This window comes from Pseudomonas sp. AC172 (assembly GCF_979258595.1).
Window position 1 is genome coordinate 100,519 of record NZ_OZ409868.1, and the last position, 17,410, is coordinate 117,928.

The 17,410-nt window shown below is 59.5% G+C and carries 17 protein-coding genes; 14 read left to right on the forward strand and 3 right to left on the reverse strand.

What is annotated here, in order from left to right; translation table 11 throughout:
• The first annotated feature begins 19 nt into the window (after positions 1 to 19).
• From ACZ0A4_RS00465 to ACZ0A4_RS00500, 8 genes are all read left to right on the forward strand, one after another.
• Positions 20 to 1,021: a response regulator gene (locus ACZ0A4_RS00465; protein ID WP_141128853.1), complete on the forward strand. Its 1,002-nt coding sequence runs from the start codon at positions 20 to 22 to the stop codon at positions 1,019 to 1,021.
• A 348-nt stretch (positions 1,022 to 1,369) separates the two neighbouring features.
• Positions 1,370 to 2,465 (forward strand): peptide chain release factor 2 gene (gene prfB, locus ACZ0A4_RS00470; protein ID WP_102900567.1). Its coding sequence is split into 2 segments (ribosomal slippage): positions 1,370 to 1,441 and positions 1,443 to 2,465, totalling 1,095 coding nucleotides; the frame shifts between segments, so codons are not numbered across the junction.
• A gap of 113 nt (positions 2,466 to 2,578) precedes the next feature.
• Entirely contained in the window at positions 2,579 to 4,081 is a 1,503-nt protein-coding gene (gene lysS, locus ACZ0A4_RS00475; RefSeq protein ID WP_016983551.1) for a lysine--tRNA ligase, read from the forward strand.
• A gap of 105 nt (positions 4,082 to 4,186) precedes the next feature.
• Complete coding sequence (locus ACZ0A4_RS00480; protein WP_463577467.1) at positions 4,187 to 4,900, forward strand: TetR/AcrR family transcriptional regulator; 714 nt, start codon at positions 4,187 to 4,189, stop codon at positions 4,898 to 4,900.
• A 162-nt stretch (positions 4,901 to 5,062) separates the two neighbouring features.
• A complete protein-coding gene (locus ACZ0A4_RS00485; protein ID WP_463572629.1) occupies positions 5,063 to 5,617 on the forward strand; it encodes a hypothetical protein in 555 nt (184 codons plus the stop codon).
• A 51-nt stretch (positions 5,618 to 5,668) separates the two neighbouring features.
• Positions 5,669 to 6,919, forward strand: coding sequence for a flavohemoglobin expression-modulating QEGLA motif protein (locus ACZ0A4_RS00490; RefSeq protein WP_171057349.1), 1,251 nt, complete (start codon positions 5,669 to 5,671; stop codon positions 6,917 to 6,919).
• A 164-nt stretch (positions 6,920 to 7,083) separates the two neighbouring features.
• On the forward strand, positions 7,084 to 7,989 hold the full coding sequence (locus ACZ0A4_RS00495) for an alpha/beta hydrolase (protein WP_463572630.1): 906 nt from the start codon (positions 7,084 to 7,086) through the stop codon (positions 7,987 to 7,989).
• Positions 7,986 to 8,315 (forward strand): hypothetical protein, encoded by a 330-nt coding sequence (locus ACZ0A4_RS00500; RefSeq protein ID WP_016983545.1) that lies wholly within the window; start codon positions 7,986 to 7,988, stop codon positions 8,313 to 8,315. The genes ACZ0A4_RS00495 and ACZ0A4_RS00500 overlap by 4 nt, the downstream gene beginning before the upstream one ends.
• A 278-nt stretch (positions 8,316 to 8,593) precedes the next feature.
• Here ACZ0A4_RS00500 and ACZ0A4_RS00505 read toward each other — a convergent pair whose 3' ends face one another.
• The 3 genes from ACZ0A4_RS00505 to ACZ0A4_RS00515 all read right to left on the reverse strand — a co-directional run bounded on the left by ACZ0A4_RS00505 (position 8,594) and on the right by ACZ0A4_RS00515 (position 10,564).
• Entirely contained in the window at positions 8,594 to 9,382 is a 789-nt protein-coding gene (locus tag ACZ0A4_RS00505; RefSeq protein WP_038357819.1) for a lipotoxin F family OmpA-related protein LptF, read from the reverse strand.
• 54 nt (positions 9,383 to 9,436) lie between these two features.
• On the reverse strand, positions 9,437 to 9,841 hold the full coding sequence (locus ACZ0A4_RS00510; protein WP_463572631.1) for a DUF4398 domain-containing protein: 405 nt from the start codon (positions 9,839 to 9,841) through the stop codon (positions 9,437 to 9,439).
• 378 nt (positions 9,842 to 10,219) lie between these two features.
• Entirely contained in the window at positions 10,220 to 10,564 is a 345-nt protein-coding gene (locus ACZ0A4_RS00515) for a hypothetical protein (protein ID WP_016983304.1), read from the reverse strand.
• Between the two features lie 213 nt (positions 10,565 to 10,777).
• On the opposite strand from ACZ0A4_RS00515, the gene ppc reads away from it, so the two are divergent.
• The 6 genes from ppc (at position 10,778) to ACZ0A4_RS00545 (ending at position 17,410) form a co-directional block, all read left to right on the forward strand.
• On the forward strand, positions 10,778 to 13,408 hold the full coding sequence (gene ppc / locus ACZ0A4_RS00520) for a phosphoenolpyruvate carboxylase (protein ID WP_463572632.1): 2,631 nt from the start codon (positions 10,778 to 10,780) through the stop codon (positions 13,406 to 13,408).
• A 300-nt stretch (positions 13,409 to 13,708) separates the two neighbouring features.
• Positions 13,709 to 14,359, forward strand: a complete 651-nt coding sequence (adk, locus tag ACZ0A4_RS00525) for an adenylate kinase (RefSeq protein WP_463572633.1) — start codon at positions 13,709 to 13,711, stop codon at positions 14,357 to 14,359.
• Between the two features lie 93 nt (positions 14,360 to 14,452).
• Positions 14,453 to 15,127: a tRNA (adenosine(37)-N6)-threonylcarbamoyltransferase complex dimerization subunit type 1 TsaB gene (gene tsaB / locus ACZ0A4_RS00530; RefSeq protein WP_463572634.1), complete on the forward strand. Its 675-nt coding sequence runs from the start codon at positions 14,453 to 14,455 to the stop codon at positions 15,125 to 15,127.
• 257 nt (positions 15,128 to 15,384) lie between these two features.
• Positions 15,385 to 15,696: a hypothetical protein gene (locus tag ACZ0A4_RS00535; protein WP_102900558.1), complete on the forward strand. Its 312-nt coding sequence runs from the start codon at positions 15,385 to 15,387 to the stop codon at positions 15,694 to 15,696.
• On the forward strand, positions 15,696 to 16,556 hold the full coding sequence (locus tag ACZ0A4_RS00540) for a DUF72 domain-containing protein (RefSeq protein ID WP_463572635.1): 861 nt from the start codon (positions 15,696 to 15,698) through the stop codon (positions 16,554 to 16,556). Before ACZ0A4_RS00535 ends, ACZ0A4_RS00540 begins: the two co-directional genes overlap by 1 nt.
• A 32-nt stretch (positions 16,557 to 16,588) precedes the next feature.
• Positions 16,589 to 17,410, forward strand: a complete 822-nt coding sequence (locus tag ACZ0A4_RS00545; protein ID WP_463572637.1) for an isocitrate lyase/PEP mutase family protein — start codon at positions 16,589 to 16,591, stop codon at positions 17,408 to 17,410.

A 17,410-nucleotide genomic window follows, 5' to 3' on the forward strand; every position in this document is an offset into this window, starting at 1 on the left:
AGTACTCAGGTGACCGCCCATGAATGACTTACAGATCGACGACATTAAAACCGACGAAAACGCCGCCATGGTGTTGTTGGTGGACGATCAGGCGATGATTGGCGAAGCCGTGCGCCGTGGGCTGTCGAATGAAGAGAATATCGACTTTCACTTTTGCTCGGACCCTCATCAGGCAATCGCCCAAGCCGTGCGGATCAAACCGACGGTGATCCTGCAGGACCTGGTGATGCCCGGCCTCGACGGCCTGAGCCTGGTGCGCGAATACCGCAATCACCCGGCGACCAAGGACATTCCGATCATTGTCCTGTCGACCAAGGAAGACCCGCTGATCAAAAGCGCGGCGTTCTCCGCCGGGGCCAACGATTATCTGGTGAAACTGCCGGACACCATCGAACTGGTGGCGCGCATTCGCTATCACTCGCGCTCTTACATGACGCTGTTGCAACGCGATGCCGCGTACCGCGCGCTGCGGGTCAGTCAGCAGCAATTGCTCGACACCAATCTGGTGTTGCAACGCCTGATGAACTCCGATGGCTTGACCGGGCTGTCCAACCGCCGCCACTTTGACGAATACCTGGAGCTGGAGTGGCGCCGTTCGCTGCGTGATCAGAGCCAGTTGTCGTTGTTGATGATCGATGTTGATTACTTCAAGTCCTACAACGACAGTTTTGGTCACGTTGAAGGCGATGAAGCGCTGCGCAAGGTCGCCACGGCGATCCGTGATGCCAGCGCGCGACCATCGGACCTGCCTGCGCGTTATGGCGGTGAAGAGTTTGTGCTGGTGTTGCCGAACACCTCGCCGGGTGGTGCGCGGCTGGTTGCAGAGAAATTGCGTCAGACCGTGGCCGCGCTGAATATTCCGCACAACGCACCGGCTGAAGGCGCGAGCCTGACGATCAGTATTGGTCTGGCAACGATGGTGCCGCAGGCGGGCAGTGATTGCCGGTTGCTGATTTCGGCGGCGGACCGGGGCCTGTACCTGGCCAAGAACAACGGGCGTAATCAGGTCGGGATCGAGTAACGGCTTTCCCCTCATCGGAACGCCGCCCGCCCAGCCCTCTCCCGGAGGGAGAGGGGCCGACCGAGGTGTCTTTGGTCCTACATCGACCTGAAAGACCTCGGCGATTATGGATCTGTAAGCTTGGCACTTCCGGATTCAGCAAAGCCCTTTCACGTCGGCGTACCTCCCGAATATCCCCCAAACGGTCCCCTCTCTCTCCGGGAGAGGGCTAGGGTGAGGGCTGTCAATCTCGACTCACACAGAAACCTCAAGCCATTCACCCCCGGAGCCGCCAGACGGGCTGCCGTCACAGCCTGATTACGTTATACTCGCCGGCTTTCAAAAGTTCGCCAACGAGTGCTGCCCGTCATGGAAATCAACCCGATCCTGAACACCATCAAGGACCTGTCCGAGCGCTCCGAAACTATTCGGGGGTATCTTTGACTACGATCAAAAGCATGAGCGTCTGACTGAAGTCAATCGCGAGCTTGAAGATCCGAGCGTCTGGAACAAACCTGAATACGCCCAGGAACTGGGTCGCGAGCGCGCCGCGCTGGCACAGATCGTCGATACCCTCGACGAACTGAACGGCGGTCTGGCCGATTGCCGCGACCTGCTGGACATGGCCGTCGAAGAAAACGACGAAGGCGCAGTGGGCGATGTCGTCGCCGAGCTGGCCCGTCTCGAGGAAAATCTGGCCAAGCTGGAATTCCGCCGCATGTTCAGCCATGAAATGGACCCGAACAACGCGTACCTGGACATCCAGGCCGGCTCCGGCGGCACCGAAGCCCAGGACTGGGCCAACATCCTCCTGCGCATGTACCTGCGCTGGGCGGACAAGCGTGGCTTCGACGCGACCATCATGGAACTGTCGGCCGGTGAAGTCGCCGGTATCAAAGGTGCGACCGTGCACATCAAGGGCGAATACGCCTTTGGCTGGCTGCGTACTGAAATCGGCGTGCACCGTCTGGTGCGCAAGAGCCCGTTCGACTCCGGCAACCGTCGCCACACCTCGTTCTCCGCGGTGTTCGTCTCGCCAGAGATCGATGACAAGGTCGAAATCGAAATCAACCCGGCAGACCTGCGGATCGACACCTATCGTTCCTCCGGTGCCGGTGGTCAGCACGTAAACACCACCGACTCGGCCGTACGTATCACTCACGTACCGACCAACACCGTGGTCAGTTGCCAGAACGAACGTTCCCAGCACGCCAACAAGGACACCGCCATGAAAATGCTGCGGGCCAAGTTGTACGAGCAGGAAATGCAGAAACGCAACGCCGCGTCGCAAGCGCTGGAAGACACCAAGTCGGATATCGGCTGGGGTCACCAGATTCGCTCGTACGTGCTTGATGCGTCGCGGATCAAGGATCTGCGCACCAACATCGAACGCAGCGACTGCGACAAGGTACTCGACGGTGATATCGACGAATACCTGTATGCCAGCCTGAAGTCCGGGCTGTAAAAGACGCATTACAGGATCGGCTTATTCAAGCCGATCCCTGTAGGAGCCAGCCTGCTGGCGATCCCCGAGCCGCAAGGCCCGGGGGCAACGAACCTGATGGAATATCTAAAGACATGAGCGACCAACAACTCGACCCGCAAGCCCTGCAACAGGAAGAAAACTCCCTGATCGCCCTGCGCAAGGAAAAGCTGGCTGCCGAGCGCGCCAAGGGCAACGCCTTCCCGAACGACTTCCGCCGCGAAAACTACTGCGAAGATCTGCAGAAGAAATACGCGGACAAGACCAAGGAAGAGCTGGCAGAGGCTGCAATCCCGGTCAAGGTTGCCGGTCGCATCATGCTCAACCGTGGCTCGTTCATGGTGATCCAGGACATGACCGGTCGCATCCAGGTCTACGTCAACCGTAAAACCCTGTCGGAAGACACCCTGGCCGCGGTGAAAACCTGGGACATGGGCGACATCATTGCTGCCGAAGGCACCCTGGCGCGTTCCGGCAAGGGCGACCTGTACGTTGAAATGACCAGCGTGCGTCTGCTGACCAAATCCCTGCGTCCGCTGCCGGACAAGCATCACGGCCTGACCGACACCGAGCAGCGCTACCGTCAGCGTTACGTTGACCTGATCGTCAACGAAGAAGTGCGCCAGACCTTCCGCGTACGTTCGCAAGTGATCGCGCACATCCGCAGCTTCCTGATGAAGCGCGACTTCCTCGAAGTCGAAACGCCGATGCTGCAGACCATTCCGGGCGGCGCGGCGGCCAAGCCGTTCGAAACCCACCACAACGCGCTGGACATGGAAATGTTCTTGCGTATCGCGCCTGAGCTGTACCTCAAGCGGCTTGTTGTTGGCGGGTTTGAAAAAGTGTTTGAGATCAACCGCAACTTCCGTAACGAAGGCGTTTCGACTCGTCACAACCCGGAATTCACCATGTTGGAGTTCTATCAGGCTTACGCCGATTACGAAGACAACATGGACCTGACCGAAGAACTGTTCCGTGAACTGGCGCAGCTGGTACTGGGTAGCACCGACGTGCCGTACGGCGACAAGGTGTTCCACTTCGGCGAGCCGTTCGTGCGTCTGTCGGTGTTTGACTCGATCCTCAAGTACAACCCTGAGCTGACCGCCGATGATCTGAACGACATCGACAAGGCCCGCGCCATCGCCAAGAAGGCCGGCGCCAAGGTGTTGGGCTTCGAAGGTCTGGGCAAGCTGCAGGTGATGATTTTCGAAGAGCTGGTCGAGCACAAGCTGGAACAGCCGCACTTCATCACTCAGTACCCGTTCGAAGTGTCGCCGCTGGCCCGTCGTAACGACGACAACCCGAACGTCACCGACCGTTTCGAGCTGTTCATTGGTGGCCGTGAAATCGCCAACGCCTACTCCGAGTTGAACGACGCGGAAGACCAGGCCGAGCGCTTCATGGCGCAGGTGGCCGACAAGGACGCCGGCGACGACGAAGCCATGCACTACGACGCCGACTTCGTGCGCGCGCTGGAGTACGGCATGCCGCCAACGGCCGGTGAAGGCATCGGCATCGATCGTCTGGTGATGTTGTTGACCAACTCGCCGTCGATCCGCGATGTGATCCTGTTCCCGCACATGCGACCGCAAGCGTAAACGTTTCAGTTGAAAAGCCGCCTAAAACAGGCGGCTTTTTATTGCCTGTCTGGTACAAATGTATCAATTGGTTACTTTTGAAATAGCAGAGGAAGTCCAGTCGTGATGGTTGCAATCGCTCAAGAAGGTGCAGCGGGTATCGCCACTGCGGTCGCTGAAAGTGTTCAGTACCAGGGTCGCAAGGCCAGCCGACAGGGCAGTGAGCAGCGTCGACAGGACATTCTCGACGCCGCGATGAGGATTGTCGTGCGCGACGGCGTGCGTGCCGTGCGCCACCGCGCCGTGGCTGCCGAGGCCGGCGTGCCGCTGTCTGCGACTACCTACTACTTCAAGGACATCGATGACCTGCTCACCGATACCTTCGCCCAGTATGTGGAGCGCAGTGCGGCGTACATGGCCAAGTTGTGGGTCAACAATGAAGGTCTGTTGCGTGAGATGGTCGTCAGTGGCGACGGCAGCCCGGAGTCGCGCTCGCAATTGGCTGACGACATTGCGCGGTTGATGGCTGACTATGTTCACCGGCAATTGCTTAACCGGCGCGAGCATTTGATGGCCGAGCAGGCATTCCGTCAGGAGGCGCTGCTCAACCCGCGTCTGGCAATTCTGGTGCGTTCACATCAGCAGATTCTGTTGCAGGGCACTTGCCAGTTGTTTCAGGTGCTGGGCTCGCGCGAACCGCAACAGGATGCCAAGGTGTTGACGGCGATTATCGGACGGATGGAATATCAGGGCCTGCTCAACGACGCCGAGCCTTTGGCCGAAGAGGACATGCTCGGTATTCTGACGCGCTACATGCACCTGGTGCTCGCGTCCGTCTGATTCTCTGGGAGAAACACCTTACCCTGTGGGAGCGAGCTTGCTCGCGAAGACGGACTGACATTCAACATTAATGTTGGCTGTGCTGACGCTTTCGCGAGCAAGCTCGCTCCCACAGGTTCAGTGGTGTATTCATGGGCGGCGAATGTTCATAGGGAGTATTGAATGAAAGCCTGGCGTGGCGTGCTGATCGCCTTGTCGTTCCTGCTGCTCAGTGGCTGTCTGGTGACCTTCAAGGAACCCTTGGCTGCAAGTGACCCGGCGCCCAAGGGCTTGCTCGGCAAGTGGTCGAGCACCAATGCCTGGGGCGAGCCGATGAACCTTGAGCTGACGCGGCTGGGCAACGATCGCTATCAGGCCGTTACGTACTTCAAGGCCAAACCCCACGAACGCGAAGCCTATCCCTTCACCGTGTCGCGCCACGGCAACCGCTGGTATCTGTCGGCGAAAGTCCCGGCGCAGTACGGTGGCCACTTCACCATCGCCGGTTTCGAGCTCACCGACACACACGAACTGGTGGTTTACAACCTCGATCTCGAGCAGATCAATCAAGCGATCAAACAGAAAGCCCTCGACGGTCAGGCCTTCCAGACCGACGATGGCGACGGCGTGCATGTCGACAGCAACCTCGACAAGGTCTTTGCTTACCTTGACGATCCGGCCAATTCCGATGTCTTCGTTGAAGCCGTACGCTACCAGCGCCAGACCCGCACCAAATAATTCAGTGTTCTACAGGAGTTTCGGGTGGACGATTACCAGCAGACGATACGCATGTTGTCCGACCGCATTGTGCTGGCGCAGACGCCGATCCGTGTGCTCGATGCGGTCAAGTGGGACGAGAACATTCGCAAGGGTTTCCTCAAGGCCAAAGGCAAGGAAATGCCGGCGATCGACCGCGACTACTACCTCAATCGGCCGCTGAGTTTCGATTCGAGCAAGGTCAAACTGGAATTCCAGAACATCGAGCGCGATATCACCCGCCAGCTCGGCCAGTTCAACCCGGTCGGGCAGATCATGCGGCGCATGTGCAAGGAATATCGCATGGTGGTGCGCATGCTCGAAGCGCGCGGCACCGAGGATTTCGGCCTGATCTCGCAAGAGTTGTACGGCGCCGCTTCCGATGCCTTCCACGCCGGTGACCCGACCCTGGCCGACCTCGGCCTGATGATGTCTGACTACCTGAACAACATCGATGGCCGTGGCGATTTGAAGGATGAGCCGAAAACCCTCACCGCCAAAGACGCCGTGCACTTGCTGCAAACCCGTTTGAACAAAGTCTTCGGTGAGGCCGAGGAAACCATTCGCGTGTTCGAGTCCGACGGCATTGTTGCCGACGCCGCAGCGGGCGCCGATTACATCAAGATCCGCACCGACGCGATGTTCAACGACCGCGACGTGCGCGCTCTGGAAGTCCACGAGGGTCTGGTCCACGTCGGCACCACGCTCAACGGTCTCAATCAGCCGATCTGCACCTTCCTCTCCAAAGGTCCGCCCTCGTCGACGGTGACCCAGGAAGGCCTGGCGATCCTGATGGAAATCATCACTTTTGCCTCCTACCCGAGTCGTCTGCGCAAACTGACTAACCGCACTCGCGCGATTCACATGGTCGAGGAGGGCGCGGACTTCCTGCAGGTGTTCGAGTTTTTCCGCGAGCAGGGTTTTGAAATGGCGGAAAGTTACGGCAACGCCAGTCGCGTTTTCCGTGGATCGACGCCGACCGGTCTGCCATTCACCAAAGACTTGTCCTATCTCAAGGGCTTTATCATGGTTTACAACTACATTCAGTTGGCCGTGCGTAAGGGCAAGCTTGAACAGATTCCGTTGTTGTTCTGCGGCAAGACCACGCTGGAAGACATGCGCACCTTGCGCCAGTTGGTGGATGAAGGGTTGGTGGTGCCGCCGAAGTATCTGCCGGATCAGTTCCGCGATTTGAACGCGTTGTCGGCGTGGATGTGCTTCTCCAACTTCCTCAACCATTTGAGCCTGGACCGGATCGAAGCGGATTACTCCAACATCCTCTAGACCACACACAATTCCTGTGGGAGCTGGCTTGCCAGCGATTGCAATCTGTCAGTCAATATTAATGTTGGCTGACCCGCCGCCATCGCTGGCAAGCCAGCTCCCACAAGGTTTTTTATTGCCACAATTATTGTGTTCCAACCTGAATTTTTGCGAGGTTTCACCGGATGAGAATCCTCGGCATCTTCTGCCTGCTCCTGACCCTCGGCGGTTGCAGTTCGCTGCTGTTCTACCCCGAGCCAGGGCAGATCTTCACCCCGGAAAAAGCCAAACTCCAATACCGCACCGTCACGCTGGTCACGGCGGATGGCTTGAAGCTCAACGCCTGGTGGCTGCCGGCCAAACCTGGTGTCGAGGTCAAAGGCACCGTGCTGCACCTGCACGGCAACGGCGGCAATCTGCCGATGCACCTCGGTGGCAGTTGGTGGTTGCCGAAGAACGGCTATCAAGTGCTGTTGGTGGACTATCGCGGCTATGGCTTGTCCGAGGGCGAGCCGAGTTTGCCGGCGATCTATCAGGACATCGACGCCGCGTTCGCCTGGCTCGACAAGGCGCCGGAAGTCAAAGGCAAACCGCTGATCCTGCTCGGCCAAAGCCTCGGCGGTTCAATGGCCGTGCATTGGCTGGTGCAGCATCCCGAGCGGCAAAAACAGCTGAAAGCGCTGGTGCTCGACGGCGTGCCCGCCAGTTACCGCAGCGTCGGCCAATATGCGCTCAGCACTTCGTGGCTGACCTGGCCATTTCAAGTACCACTGTCGTGGCTGGTGCCGGACAGTGACAGCGCAATCAACTCGATGCCGCAACTCAACAGCGTGCCGAAGCTGATCTTCCACAGCATCGACGATCCACTGGTGCCGCTTTCCAACGGCATCCGTCTGTATCAGGCTGCGCCGCCACCGCGTGTGCTGCAACTGACCCGTGGCGGCCATGTGCAGACCTTCGGCGATCCCGTGTGGCGCCAGGTCATGCTGCGCTATCTGGACGATCCCGAGCATTTCAACGGCCTGCGCCGCCTCGGCGAAATCCCCAATTACCCGACACCCCCGAATTCTGAAGATGAGAGTCCGCAATGAGTGAAGAACGTAACGCCATCCCGCTGATCATCACCGGTATCTGCAGCATCCTCGGCACCGTCGGGGCGCTGTGGTACTACGGTTACCTGCACTTCGCCAAGCCCGAGGATGCGTTGCTGCTCAACGAGTTCACCATGCTCAAGACTGTGCCGGGCGAAGACTACAAAGTTTCGCTCGACCCAGCGCCGCAAGTGGCGCAGTGCATCGATGGCGTGCTGGTGTTGTTCGATACCGAGCAGAAAGGCTTGACCGGTGTACTGATCAACGCGCAGAAAAAAGCTGTGCGCTGCATGGGCGAAGAGACCCCGCAGAAGCTGCAAGAGTGATTCTGCAGGTTCAGCCCTCACCCTAACCCTCCCGAAACGTCGGACCGCCCAGAGGGAGAGGGGACTGACCGAGGTGTTCTTTCGCTATCACCGACGCAAAAGAGAGTGTCGACTATGGATTCGGCAAAGCACTCCCAGGTCGACGCAGCTATTGAATATCCCCCAATCGGCCCCCTCTCCCTCGGGAGAGGGCTGGGGTGAGGGGCTGCGATTTCAGCTCCCACAAAAAAGCCCCGCCGGACTGAGTCAGGCGGGGCTTTTGCGTTACAGCAGGGCGCTTAGTTCGAGCTGACCGCCGAACGTGGCATCACTGGCTGGTTGTCGTTGGAAATGGTCACTTCCACGCGACGGTTCATCGCACGGCCAGAAACACTGCCGTTTTCGGCAACCGGGTATTCCTTGCCGTAGCCTTGGGTGACGATGCGCGCTGGATCAACGCCCATTTTCACCAGTGCGGTACGCACGGAGTTGGCGCGACGCTCGGACAGCGACTGGTTGTGGCTGGCAGTACCGGTGCTGTCAGTGTAGCCCTCGACGATCACTTTGCGATCCGGGTTTTCCTGGAGGAATTGCGCCAGTTTGTTGATGTTGACCAGACCGCTGGATTTCAGGTCGGCACGGTCGGTGGCGAACAGCACATCACCGAAGGTCACCAGCGTACCGCGATCGGTCTGCTTGGCGTTCAGGCTGTCCTGCAGCTGTTTGATCTGCTGATCGCGTGCATCCAGACGCGCCTGGGCACGTTGGGCGGCAGCGTTCTTCAGATTGTTTTCAGCGGTGCGCAGGGCGATGGTCTGCTTGGCCACTTCCACACGCTGGTTGGTCAGGTAGGCCAGTTGGTCGACCTTGGCCGCGTCTTGCTTGTCCAGATAAGCCTTGTCGGCCTTGTCCAGGTAATCACTGGCGTCTTTGGTTTCCAGCGCTGCGACTTTGCTGGCTTGCGGGTTGGCTTGCAGGCCGGCGTAGTTGGTGCGCGCCTGTTCCAGGTTCGGGTTAGGCGGGGTAGAGCAGGCAGCCAGAGCGACACTTGCGGCCAGAAGAGCGGGGATCATCAGTTGCTTACGCATAATTTTCGTCCTTTCTATCGATAAAAGTTTCAGCGTTGCTATCGGGATGCGCGCTTACTGCACGGTGCGCTGACTTTCCTGACGCAGTTCCTGAACACCTTTCTGGGAATCCTTTACGGCTTGTTCAGCCTTGGCGGCCTGAGCCTTGCGTTCGGCGACGCGAGCGTCCCACTCGGCTTGCTCGGACAGGGTGCGCGCCTCGTCATACTTCTTGTCGTGCATGGCGATTTCGGCTTGTTTCAGCTTGTCCTGCGCCTGCTTCATCTCAACCGCAGCGAACTCGGTACCGCCGGCGCTGACGGCGCTGTTCACGGCCGATTGGGTCACGGCGTATTGCTCGGTCGGTGGGTTGCCGGCGCAACCGACCAGCACGAAGCTGGTGCCGATCGCCAGAGCGGCCAGTTTCAGACCGCGCAAGTGTGCAAATGTGGTTTGGTTTTTCATGGTCTTCAACTCCATTAGGCATCTCCTGAAAACAACTGAATCCATCCTGGTCGAGGAGCCGAAAGCGTCGTGTGAAAGGCGTTTTTGAAACGCTCGTTCCAGGCGTGGTTACTGGTTCCGACCGGAGGCGTTTTTCAAAAGTTCAGAAAAGATGGCCTATCGCCAAAATAATTTTTGACCGAATGGACAAGGCTCTAGAGCGGGAACTTTGACGGGGTGGAGCGGTACGCGCGTGTGTTTCTAATACCGGAAATACCTCGATTTTTTAGCCAAAAATACAGTCAATGTGGGAGCGAGCCTGCTCGCGAAAGCGGTGTGCCAGTCACCATCAATGTCGACTGATATACCGCTTTCGCGAGCAGGCTCGCTCCCACAGTTTTTGACTAGGTTGTGTCAGTGTTTTTGCTTGCCTTCAACAGCAGACAGGTCATGCAAATGCCGCCGCGACAGCGCCAGAAAACGCGGCGTAGGCCCGACATCCTCATACAACGGATCACCTTCCTCATCCGTCGCCACCACCGTCGAGCCCTTCACATACGGCAGGCTCGCTTCAAACTCTTCAAGGGCTGCGCCAATCAGTTCGCCGAGCAGTTCTTCGGCATGCCGTTTGGGGTACATCTCGGCAATCGCCGCCAAGCGCGCAGCGGCTTCGACGTCCAGATGAATCGTGTAGCCAGTGTCGGTCAGGCGACCCTTGGCGTTTTCTTCCCAATGCTGGGCGAGTTCACGAATTTTCATGATGACCTCATTTCGCGCCTGCTCATGGCAGGCCTGGGTGAGTGTCCGGCAGCGCCGGCGGCAAGCCGTTGTACGGCTTACTGTTGAGACTAGCTTTCGCCCGCAAGGTTTAACGTCCCTTCGTCGGCTGCTTGTAAGAAGCGTCGTAGAGCGGCACTCTCTAGGTCATGCACTCGTTTCTAAGCCGTCCGGATTACTGCTGGGGAATTGCTGATGACCGATATTGATGCACGCTTGCGCGAAGACGTTCACCTGCTCGGAGAGCTGTTGGGCAACACCATTCGAGATCAGTACGGCGAGGCTTTCCTCGACAAGATCGAGCAGATTCGCAAAGGCGCCAAGGCCGATCGCCGTGGCTCGATGGACGCTGAACTGAGCGCCAGCCTCAATCAATTGAGCGAAGACGAATTGCTCCCGGTGGCGCGGGCGTTCAACCAGTTTCTTAACCTGGCGAACATCGCCGAGCAGTATCAGTTGATCCATCGTCGTGAAGAATCGCAGCCGGCGCCGTTCGAATCCCGCGTGCTGCCGGAGTTGCTCGCCCGTTTGCGCAACGAAGGCCACAGCGCCGAATCGCTGGCCCGGCAATTGGCGCGGCTGGAAATTGAATTGGTCTTGACCGCGCACCCGACCGAAGTGGCGCGGCGCACGCTGATCCAGAAGTACGACGCGATCGCCGGGCAACTCGCAGCCCAGGACCATCGCGACCTGACCAGCGCCGAACGTGAACAGATTCAAAACACCCTGCAACGATTGATCGCCGAAGCCTGGCACACCGAAGAAATCCGCCGCACGCGGCCGACGCCGGTCGACGAAGCCAAGTGGGGTTTCGCGGTGATCGAACACTCGCTGTGGCAAGCGATCCCCAACCATATGCGTAAGGCCGACAAGGCGTTGCATGAAGCGACCGGCCTGCGTCTGCCCTTGGAAGCGGCGCCGATTCGCTTCGCGTCGTGGATGGGCGGCGACCGTGACGGCAATCCCAACGTCACCGCTGCGGTGACCCGCGAAGTATTGCTGCTGGCGCGCTGGATGGCCGCCGATTTGTACCTGCGTGATGTCGATCAACTCGCTGCCGAACTGTCGATGCAACAGGCCAGCGATGCCCTCAAAGCCAAGGCCGGCGACAGCGCCGAGCCCTATCGTGCGGTGCTCAAACAGCTGCGTGAACGTCTGCGTGCGACGCGCAACTGGGCGCATGCCGCACTGACCGCACCGACGCCAGCGCCGTCTGATGTGCTGAGCAACAACCGTGATCTGCTCGATCCGCTGGAGCTGTGTTTCAACTCCCTGCACGAATGCGGCATGGGCGTGATTGCTGACGGTCCATTGCTCGATTGCCTGCGTCGCGCGGTGACCTTCGGCCTGTTCCTCGTGCGCCTCGATGTGCGTCAGGATTCGTCGCGACACAGCTCGGCGATGACCGAAATCACCGATTACCTCGGTCTTGGTCGCTACGAAGACTGGGACGAAGAGCAGCGCATCAGCTTCCTGACCCGTGAACTGAACAATCGCCGACCACTGCTACCGGCACATTTCAAACCGTCGGCCGACACCGCCGAAGTACTCAACACCTGCAAGGAAATCGCCGCCGCCCCGGGCGCCTCGCTCGGTTCCTATGTGATCTCCATGGCCGGCGCTGCTTCCGATGTGCTCGCCGTGCAACTGTTGCTCAAAGAGTCTGGTGTGCTGCGGCCGATGCGTGTGGTGCCGCTGTTCGAAACCCTCGCCGACCTCGACAACGCCGGGCCGGTGATGGAGCGGCTGTTGCTGCTGCCGGGTTACCGCGCACGGCTGCAAGGCCCGCAGGAAGTGATGATCGGCTACTCCGACTCGGCCAAGGACGCTGGCACCACGGCGGCGGCCTGGGCGCAATATCGGGCGCAGGAACGTTTGGTGGAAATCTGCCGCGAGCAGCAAGTTGAATTGCTGTTGTTCCATGGCCGCGGCGGCACTGTGGGCCGCGGTGGTGGCCCGGCCCACGCGGCGATTCTGTCGCAGCCACCGGGATCGGTGGCGGGGCGCTTCCGTACCACCGAGCAGGGCGAAATGATTCGCTTCAAATTCGGCCTGCCGGACATCGCCGAGCAAAACCTCAATCTGTATCTCGCCGCCGTGCTGGAAGCGACGTTGTTGCCGCCGCCGCCACCGACGCCTGAGTGGCGTCATCTGATGGACGAATTGGCCGCCGACGGTGTCAACGCTTACCGCCAGGTGGTGCGGGAAAATCCGCAGTTCGTCGAGTATTTCCGTCAGTCCACACCGGAGCAGGAATTGGGCCGTTTGCCGCTCGGCAGTCGTCCGGCCAAGCGTCGCGCCGGCGGCATCGAAAGCCTGCGGGCGATCCCGTGGATCTTTGGCTGGACGCAAACGCGGTTGATGCTGCCGGCGTGGCTCGGTTGGGAATCGGCGTTGAGCAAAGCGCTGGAGCGCGGCGAAGGCGAATTGCTCGGACAGATGCGCGAGCAATGGCCGTTCTTCCGCACCCGTATCGACATGCTCGAAATGGTTCTGGCCAAGGCTGACGCGGACATCGCGTTGTCCTACGATCAGCGTCTGGTGGAGCCGGACTTGCTGCCGTTGGGCGCGCAGTTACGCGACCTATTGTCGCAGGCGTGCACCGTGGTGCTCGGCCTGACCGGGCAGTCGCAGTTGCTGGCACATAGCCCAGATACCCTTGAATTCATCCGTCTGCGCAACACCTACCTCGACCCGCTGCATCTATTGCAGGCCGAGTTGCTGGCCCGTTCGCGACAGCAGGATGTCGAGCAGGGCAGCCCGGTGGAACAGGCGTTGCTGGTGTCTGTGGCGGGGATTGCCGCCGGTTTGCGAAATACCGGCTAACGTTTTTGTCGTGGCGCGCGGCACCGGACACAAACGCCGGATGCCACTTTGCCTGACGAGGGGAAGTGCCGCCAGGCGACAGTTAATGATGGGGTTGCGACTTGGGTTACCGCGTCGCAAGGTCGCGGGGGGCGTCGGTTTCTCCGACTTTTGGCGTCTTGTGTGGGCGCAGCCTGCTGTGTATCTTGATCAGCCTTTGGCCGTTTGTGCGGCCACGACCCGTATTTTCAGGATTCGTCCCAAGCGGCGAATCCTTTGTTTTGTAAAAGCTTTTTATAAAAAAATTGAGGAGCACATCTAATGCGCGTCATTCTGCTGGGAGCTCCCGGGGCCGGTAAAGGTACTCAGGCTAAGTTCATCACCGAAAAATTCGGCATTCCACAAATTTCCACTGGCGACATGCTGCGTGCAGCGGTCAAGGCTGGCACTCCACTGGGCGTTCAAGCCAAGAGCATCATGGATGCCGGCGGCCTGGTGTCGGATGACCTGATCATCGCACTGGTTCAGGATCGTATCGCTCAGCCAGACTGCGCCAACGGCTTTCTGTTCGACGGCTTCCCGCGCACCATTCCGCAGGCTGAAGCACTGGTTTCTGCCGGCGTCGAGCTGGATGCAGTGGTTGAAATCGCTGTTGAAGACGAAGAAATCGTTCAACGCATCGCCGGTCGTCGTGTTCACGAAGCCAGCGGCCGCGTTTACCACATCGTCTACAACCCGCCGAAAATCGCCGGCAAAGACGACATCACTGGCGAAGAGCTGGTACAGCGCAAGGACGACACTGAAGAAACCGTGCGTCATCGCCTGTCGGTCTACCATTCGCAGACCAAGCCGCTGGTGGCGTTCTATCAGAGCCTGTCCGCGAAAAACGCTGGCAAGCCTAAGTACAGCCACATCCCGGGCGTTGGTTCGGTCGATGCGATCACCGCCAAGGTGCTGGCCGCGCTGAGCTGAAAAGTCTGAACCGCAGCATCATCCACGGCCCGCTTGCGGGCCGTAGTTGTTTATACTGACGCACTTTTCCCCACCCCTGTTTTGGAAACATCGATGAGCACCTTGCTGGCCCTGGACACCGCGACTGAAGCTTGCTCCGTTGCCTTGCTGCATGACGGCAAGGTCTCGAGCCATTACGAGGTGATCCCGCGCCTGCACGCGCAGAAGCTGCTGCCGATGATCCAGCAACTGCTGGCCGACGCCGGCACCACGTTGCAGGCGGTCGACGCGATTGCTTTCGGTCGCGGGCCGGGTGCGTTTACCGGTGTGCGGATCGCCATTGGTGTGGTGCAAGGTCTGGCGTTCGCGCTGGATCGTCCGGTGCTGCCGGTGTCCAACCTTGCCGTGTTGGCCCAGCGCGCGTTGCGTGAGCATGGTGTGAGCCAGGTCGCGGCGGCCATCGATGCGCGGATGGATGAAGTGTATTGGGGCTGTTACCGCGAGACTGAGGGGGAGATGCGTCTGGTCGGTGCCGAAGCGGTGTTGCCACCGGAAGTCGCGGCGCTGCCGGCCGATGCCAGTGGCGACTGGTTCGGTGCTGGCACCGGTTGGGGGTATGCCGAGCGCATTGCGGTCAATCTGACGGGTTCCGACGCCGGCATGCTGCCCCACGCCGAGGACCTGCTGACCCTGGCGCGTTTTGCCTGGGAGCGCGGCGAGTCGATCCCGGCGGACGATGCGCAACCGGTTTACTTGCGCGATAAAGTCGCCACCCCCAAGGCCCGCTGATTCACCACTACACCTGTGGGAGCGAGCCTGCTCGCGAAGGCGTCCGGCCAGTCAATATCAATGTTGAATGTGCTGGCCTCTTCGCGAGCAGGCTCGCTCCCACAGTGGACAGTGCGCTGCCAGAAGTCTGCCAATCGTCAGTTTCTAACCCCTCGCTTTAAACCTTTTGCGCTTTATGTGTTCTAGTTATCACTCGGCGGTTTGCTAAGTCGGTCAAGTGCCGCTAAATTGCCATCATCGATACCGAGCATGAATTTATGCGTATAGACGGCCTTTCCTCTCAGTCCTACCCCATCAAGCGCAAGCCTCGCAAAGGCCATGTGACTGTGGATGAGTCCGTCGACGATATCGACGGTGAGATCGAATTTCCGACTGAAGAGCAACTGGCTGCCCGTGCTGCCGCCAAAGCTGCCGCGCAACGCCTGAGCAATCTGCCCGCCCGCCAACAAGACATGATCTACCACCGTGCGATGAAAAAAAGCGTAGCGATGGCCTTGGCCAGCTACCTGAGCACCGCCGGTTTTGTCGATTGGGATGCAGACGTGCTGGGCCTCGATCTGTACATCTGATGGATCTGCCTTACTACCTCGGTTGCCCGTCCTGGAGCGAAAACGCCTGGCGCGAGTATCTGTACCCGGTAGACGCCAAAACCTCCGATTTCCTCGGCCTCTATTCCCAAGTGTTCAACGCCGTTGAAGGCAACACGACCTTCTACGCAAGTCCTTCGCCTGCCACGGTTCAGCGTTGGGCCGAAGTTATGCCCGAACACTTTCGCTTCACCGCTAAATTTCCCGGCGACATCAGCCACAGCGGTGATCTGCGCGAGCAACTGACCGCCGCCGAAACCTTCCTGCAATTACTCAAACCACTCGGTGAGCGCGTCTCGCCGCTGTGGCTGCAATTGTCGAAGAGCTTCACGCCACACCGACTGCCGGAACTGGCGGCATTTATCGATGCGCTGGATTGCCCGTTGGCAGTGGAAGTGCGCCATGAACAGTTCTTCGTCAAGGGCGAGAGCGAACGCTTGCTCAATCGGCTGCTGCTGGATCGTGGCGTTGAACGCATCTGCCTCGACCCGCGTGCGCTGTTCAGCTGCCTGTCGACCGAATCTTCGGTGATCCACGCGCAATCGAAAAAGCCGCGAGTGCCGACGCGTCCGGCAGCCTTCACTCAATTCCCGCAAGTACGCTTCATTGGTCATCCAGAGTTGAAGGCCAACGACACGTTCCTCGTGCCGTGGGTGGCGAAAATCGCCGAGTGGATCGAAGAGGGCCGTACGCCGTATATCTTCCTGCACACCGCCGACAACCTCCTTGCGGCGAAACTGGCGCAACGTTTTCACGCACAACTGATGCAACGTTTGCCTGGCCTGCCATCGCTGCCTGAGCTATACAGAGAACCCGCCGCGGAGCAACTTGGCCTGCTCTGAAACGGATTCTTGTCTTGCCCAGGAGCCTGCCGATGGACGCCCAGACCCGTAAAGCTCACACCTTCAAAGCCCTGCATGAACAACCGGGGATTTTCGTCATTCCCAATCCGTGGGATGCGGGGTCGGCGAAAATGCTCGCCAGTCTCGGCTATCAGGCCTTGGCAACCACCAGCGCCGGTTATGCGTTTTCCCAAGGCAAGGCCGATGGTGCGTTGAGTCTCGACGAGACCCTGACCAATGTCCGCGCGATTGTCGCGGCAACCGATTTGCCGGTGGCGGTGGATCTGGAAAACGGTTTCGCCGATGACCCGGCCGAGGCTGCGAAAAGCCTGATTCGCGCAGCAGAGGCGGGTGCGGTCGGGGGCTCGATCGAAGATGCGACGGGCCGCGCGGATGCGCCGATCTATTGCTTTGAACACGCCGTGGCACGTATCGAAGCGGCCGTCGCCGCCGTGCGCACGCTGCCATTCCCCTTCATCCTGACTGCCCGCGCAGAAAACTACCTGCACGGCAATCCCGATATCAACGACACCATTCGCCGCTTGCAGGCCTTCGCCGAGGCCGGCGCTGACGTGTTGTACGCGCCAGGTTTGCGCAGCGCCGAAGAAGTGCTGGCAGTGGTGCGCGCAGTGGCGCCGAAACCGGTCAATGTGCTGATGTCCGGTGGCTTGAAACTGACCGTGCAGGAACTGCAAGACATTGGGGTACGGCGGATCAGTACCGGTTCGGCCTTGGCGTTGGCAGCGTTCGGCGAGTTCTTCCGCGCCGCTGAGGAGATCCAGCAGTCCGGCACCTTCGGCTTTACCTCGCAGTCGATGCCGTACGCCAAGGCCAATCAGTTTTTCAAAGGCTGA

Excerpts from the sequence above, each read along its gene's own strand:
- ACZ0A4_RS00465 (WP_141128853.1), top strand. The coding sequence starts at position 20 with ATGAATGACTTACAGATCGACGACATTAAAACCGACGAAAACGCCGCC.
- lysS (WP_016983551.1), top strand. The coding sequence starts at position 2,579 with ATGAGCGACCAACAACTCGACCCGCAAGCCCTGCAACAGGAAGAAAAC.
- ACZ0A4_RS00480 (WP_463577467.1), top strand. The coding sequence starts at position 4,187 with ATGGTTGCAATCGCTCAAGAAGGTGCAGCGGGTATCGCCACTGCGGTC.
- ACZ0A4_RS00485 (WP_463572629.1), top strand. The coding sequence starts at position 5,063 with ATGAAAGCCTGGCGTGGCGTGCTGATCGCCTTGTCGTTCCTGCTGCTC.
- ACZ0A4_RS00490 (WP_171057349.1), top strand. The coding sequence starts at position 5,669 with ATGTTGTCCGACCGCATTGTGCTGGCGCAGACGCCGATCCGTGTGCTC.
- ACZ0A4_RS00495 (WP_463572630.1), top strand. The coding sequence starts at position 7,084 with ATGAGAATCCTCGGCATCTTCTGCCTGCTCCTGACCCTCGGCGGTTGC.
- ACZ0A4_RS00500 (WP_016983545.1), top strand. The coding sequence starts at position 7,986 with ATGAGTGAAGAACGTAACGCCATCCCGCTGATCATCACCGGTATCTGC.
- ACZ0A4_RS00505 (WP_038357819.1), bottom strand. The coding sequence starts at position 9,382 with ATGCGTAAGCAACTGATGATCCCCGCTCTTCTGGCCGCAAGTGTCGCT.
- ACZ0A4_RS00510 (WP_463572631.1), bottom strand. The coding sequence starts at position 9,841 with ATGGAGTTGAAGACCATGAAAAACCAAACCACATTTGCACACTTGCGC.
- ACZ0A4_RS00515 (WP_016983304.1), bottom strand. The coding sequence starts at position 10,564 with ATGAAAATTCGTGAACTCGCCCAGCATTGGGAAGAAAACGCCAAGGGT.
- ppc (WP_463572632.1), top strand. The coding sequence starts at position 10,778 with ATGACCGATATTGATGCACGCTTGCGCGAAGACGTTCACCTGCTCGGA.
- adk (WP_463572633.1), top strand. The coding sequence starts at position 13,709 with ATGCGCGTCATTCTGCTGGGAGCTCCCGGGGCCGGTAAAGGTACTCAG.
- tsaB (WP_463572634.1), top strand. The coding sequence starts at position 14,453 with ATGAGCACCTTGCTGGCCCTGGACACCGCGACTGAAGCTTGCTCCGTT.
- ACZ0A4_RS00535 (WP_102900558.1), top strand. The coding sequence starts at position 15,385 with ATGCGTATAGACGGCCTTTCCTCTCAGTCCTACCCCATCAAGCGCAAG.
- ACZ0A4_RS00540 (WP_463572635.1), top strand. The coding sequence starts at position 15,696 with ATGGATCTGCCTTACTACCTCGGTTGCCCGTCCTGGAGCGAAAACGCC.
- ACZ0A4_RS00545 (WP_463572637.1), top strand. The coding sequence starts at position 16,589 with ATGGACGCCCAGACCCGTAAAGCTCACACCTTCAAAGCCCTGCATGAA.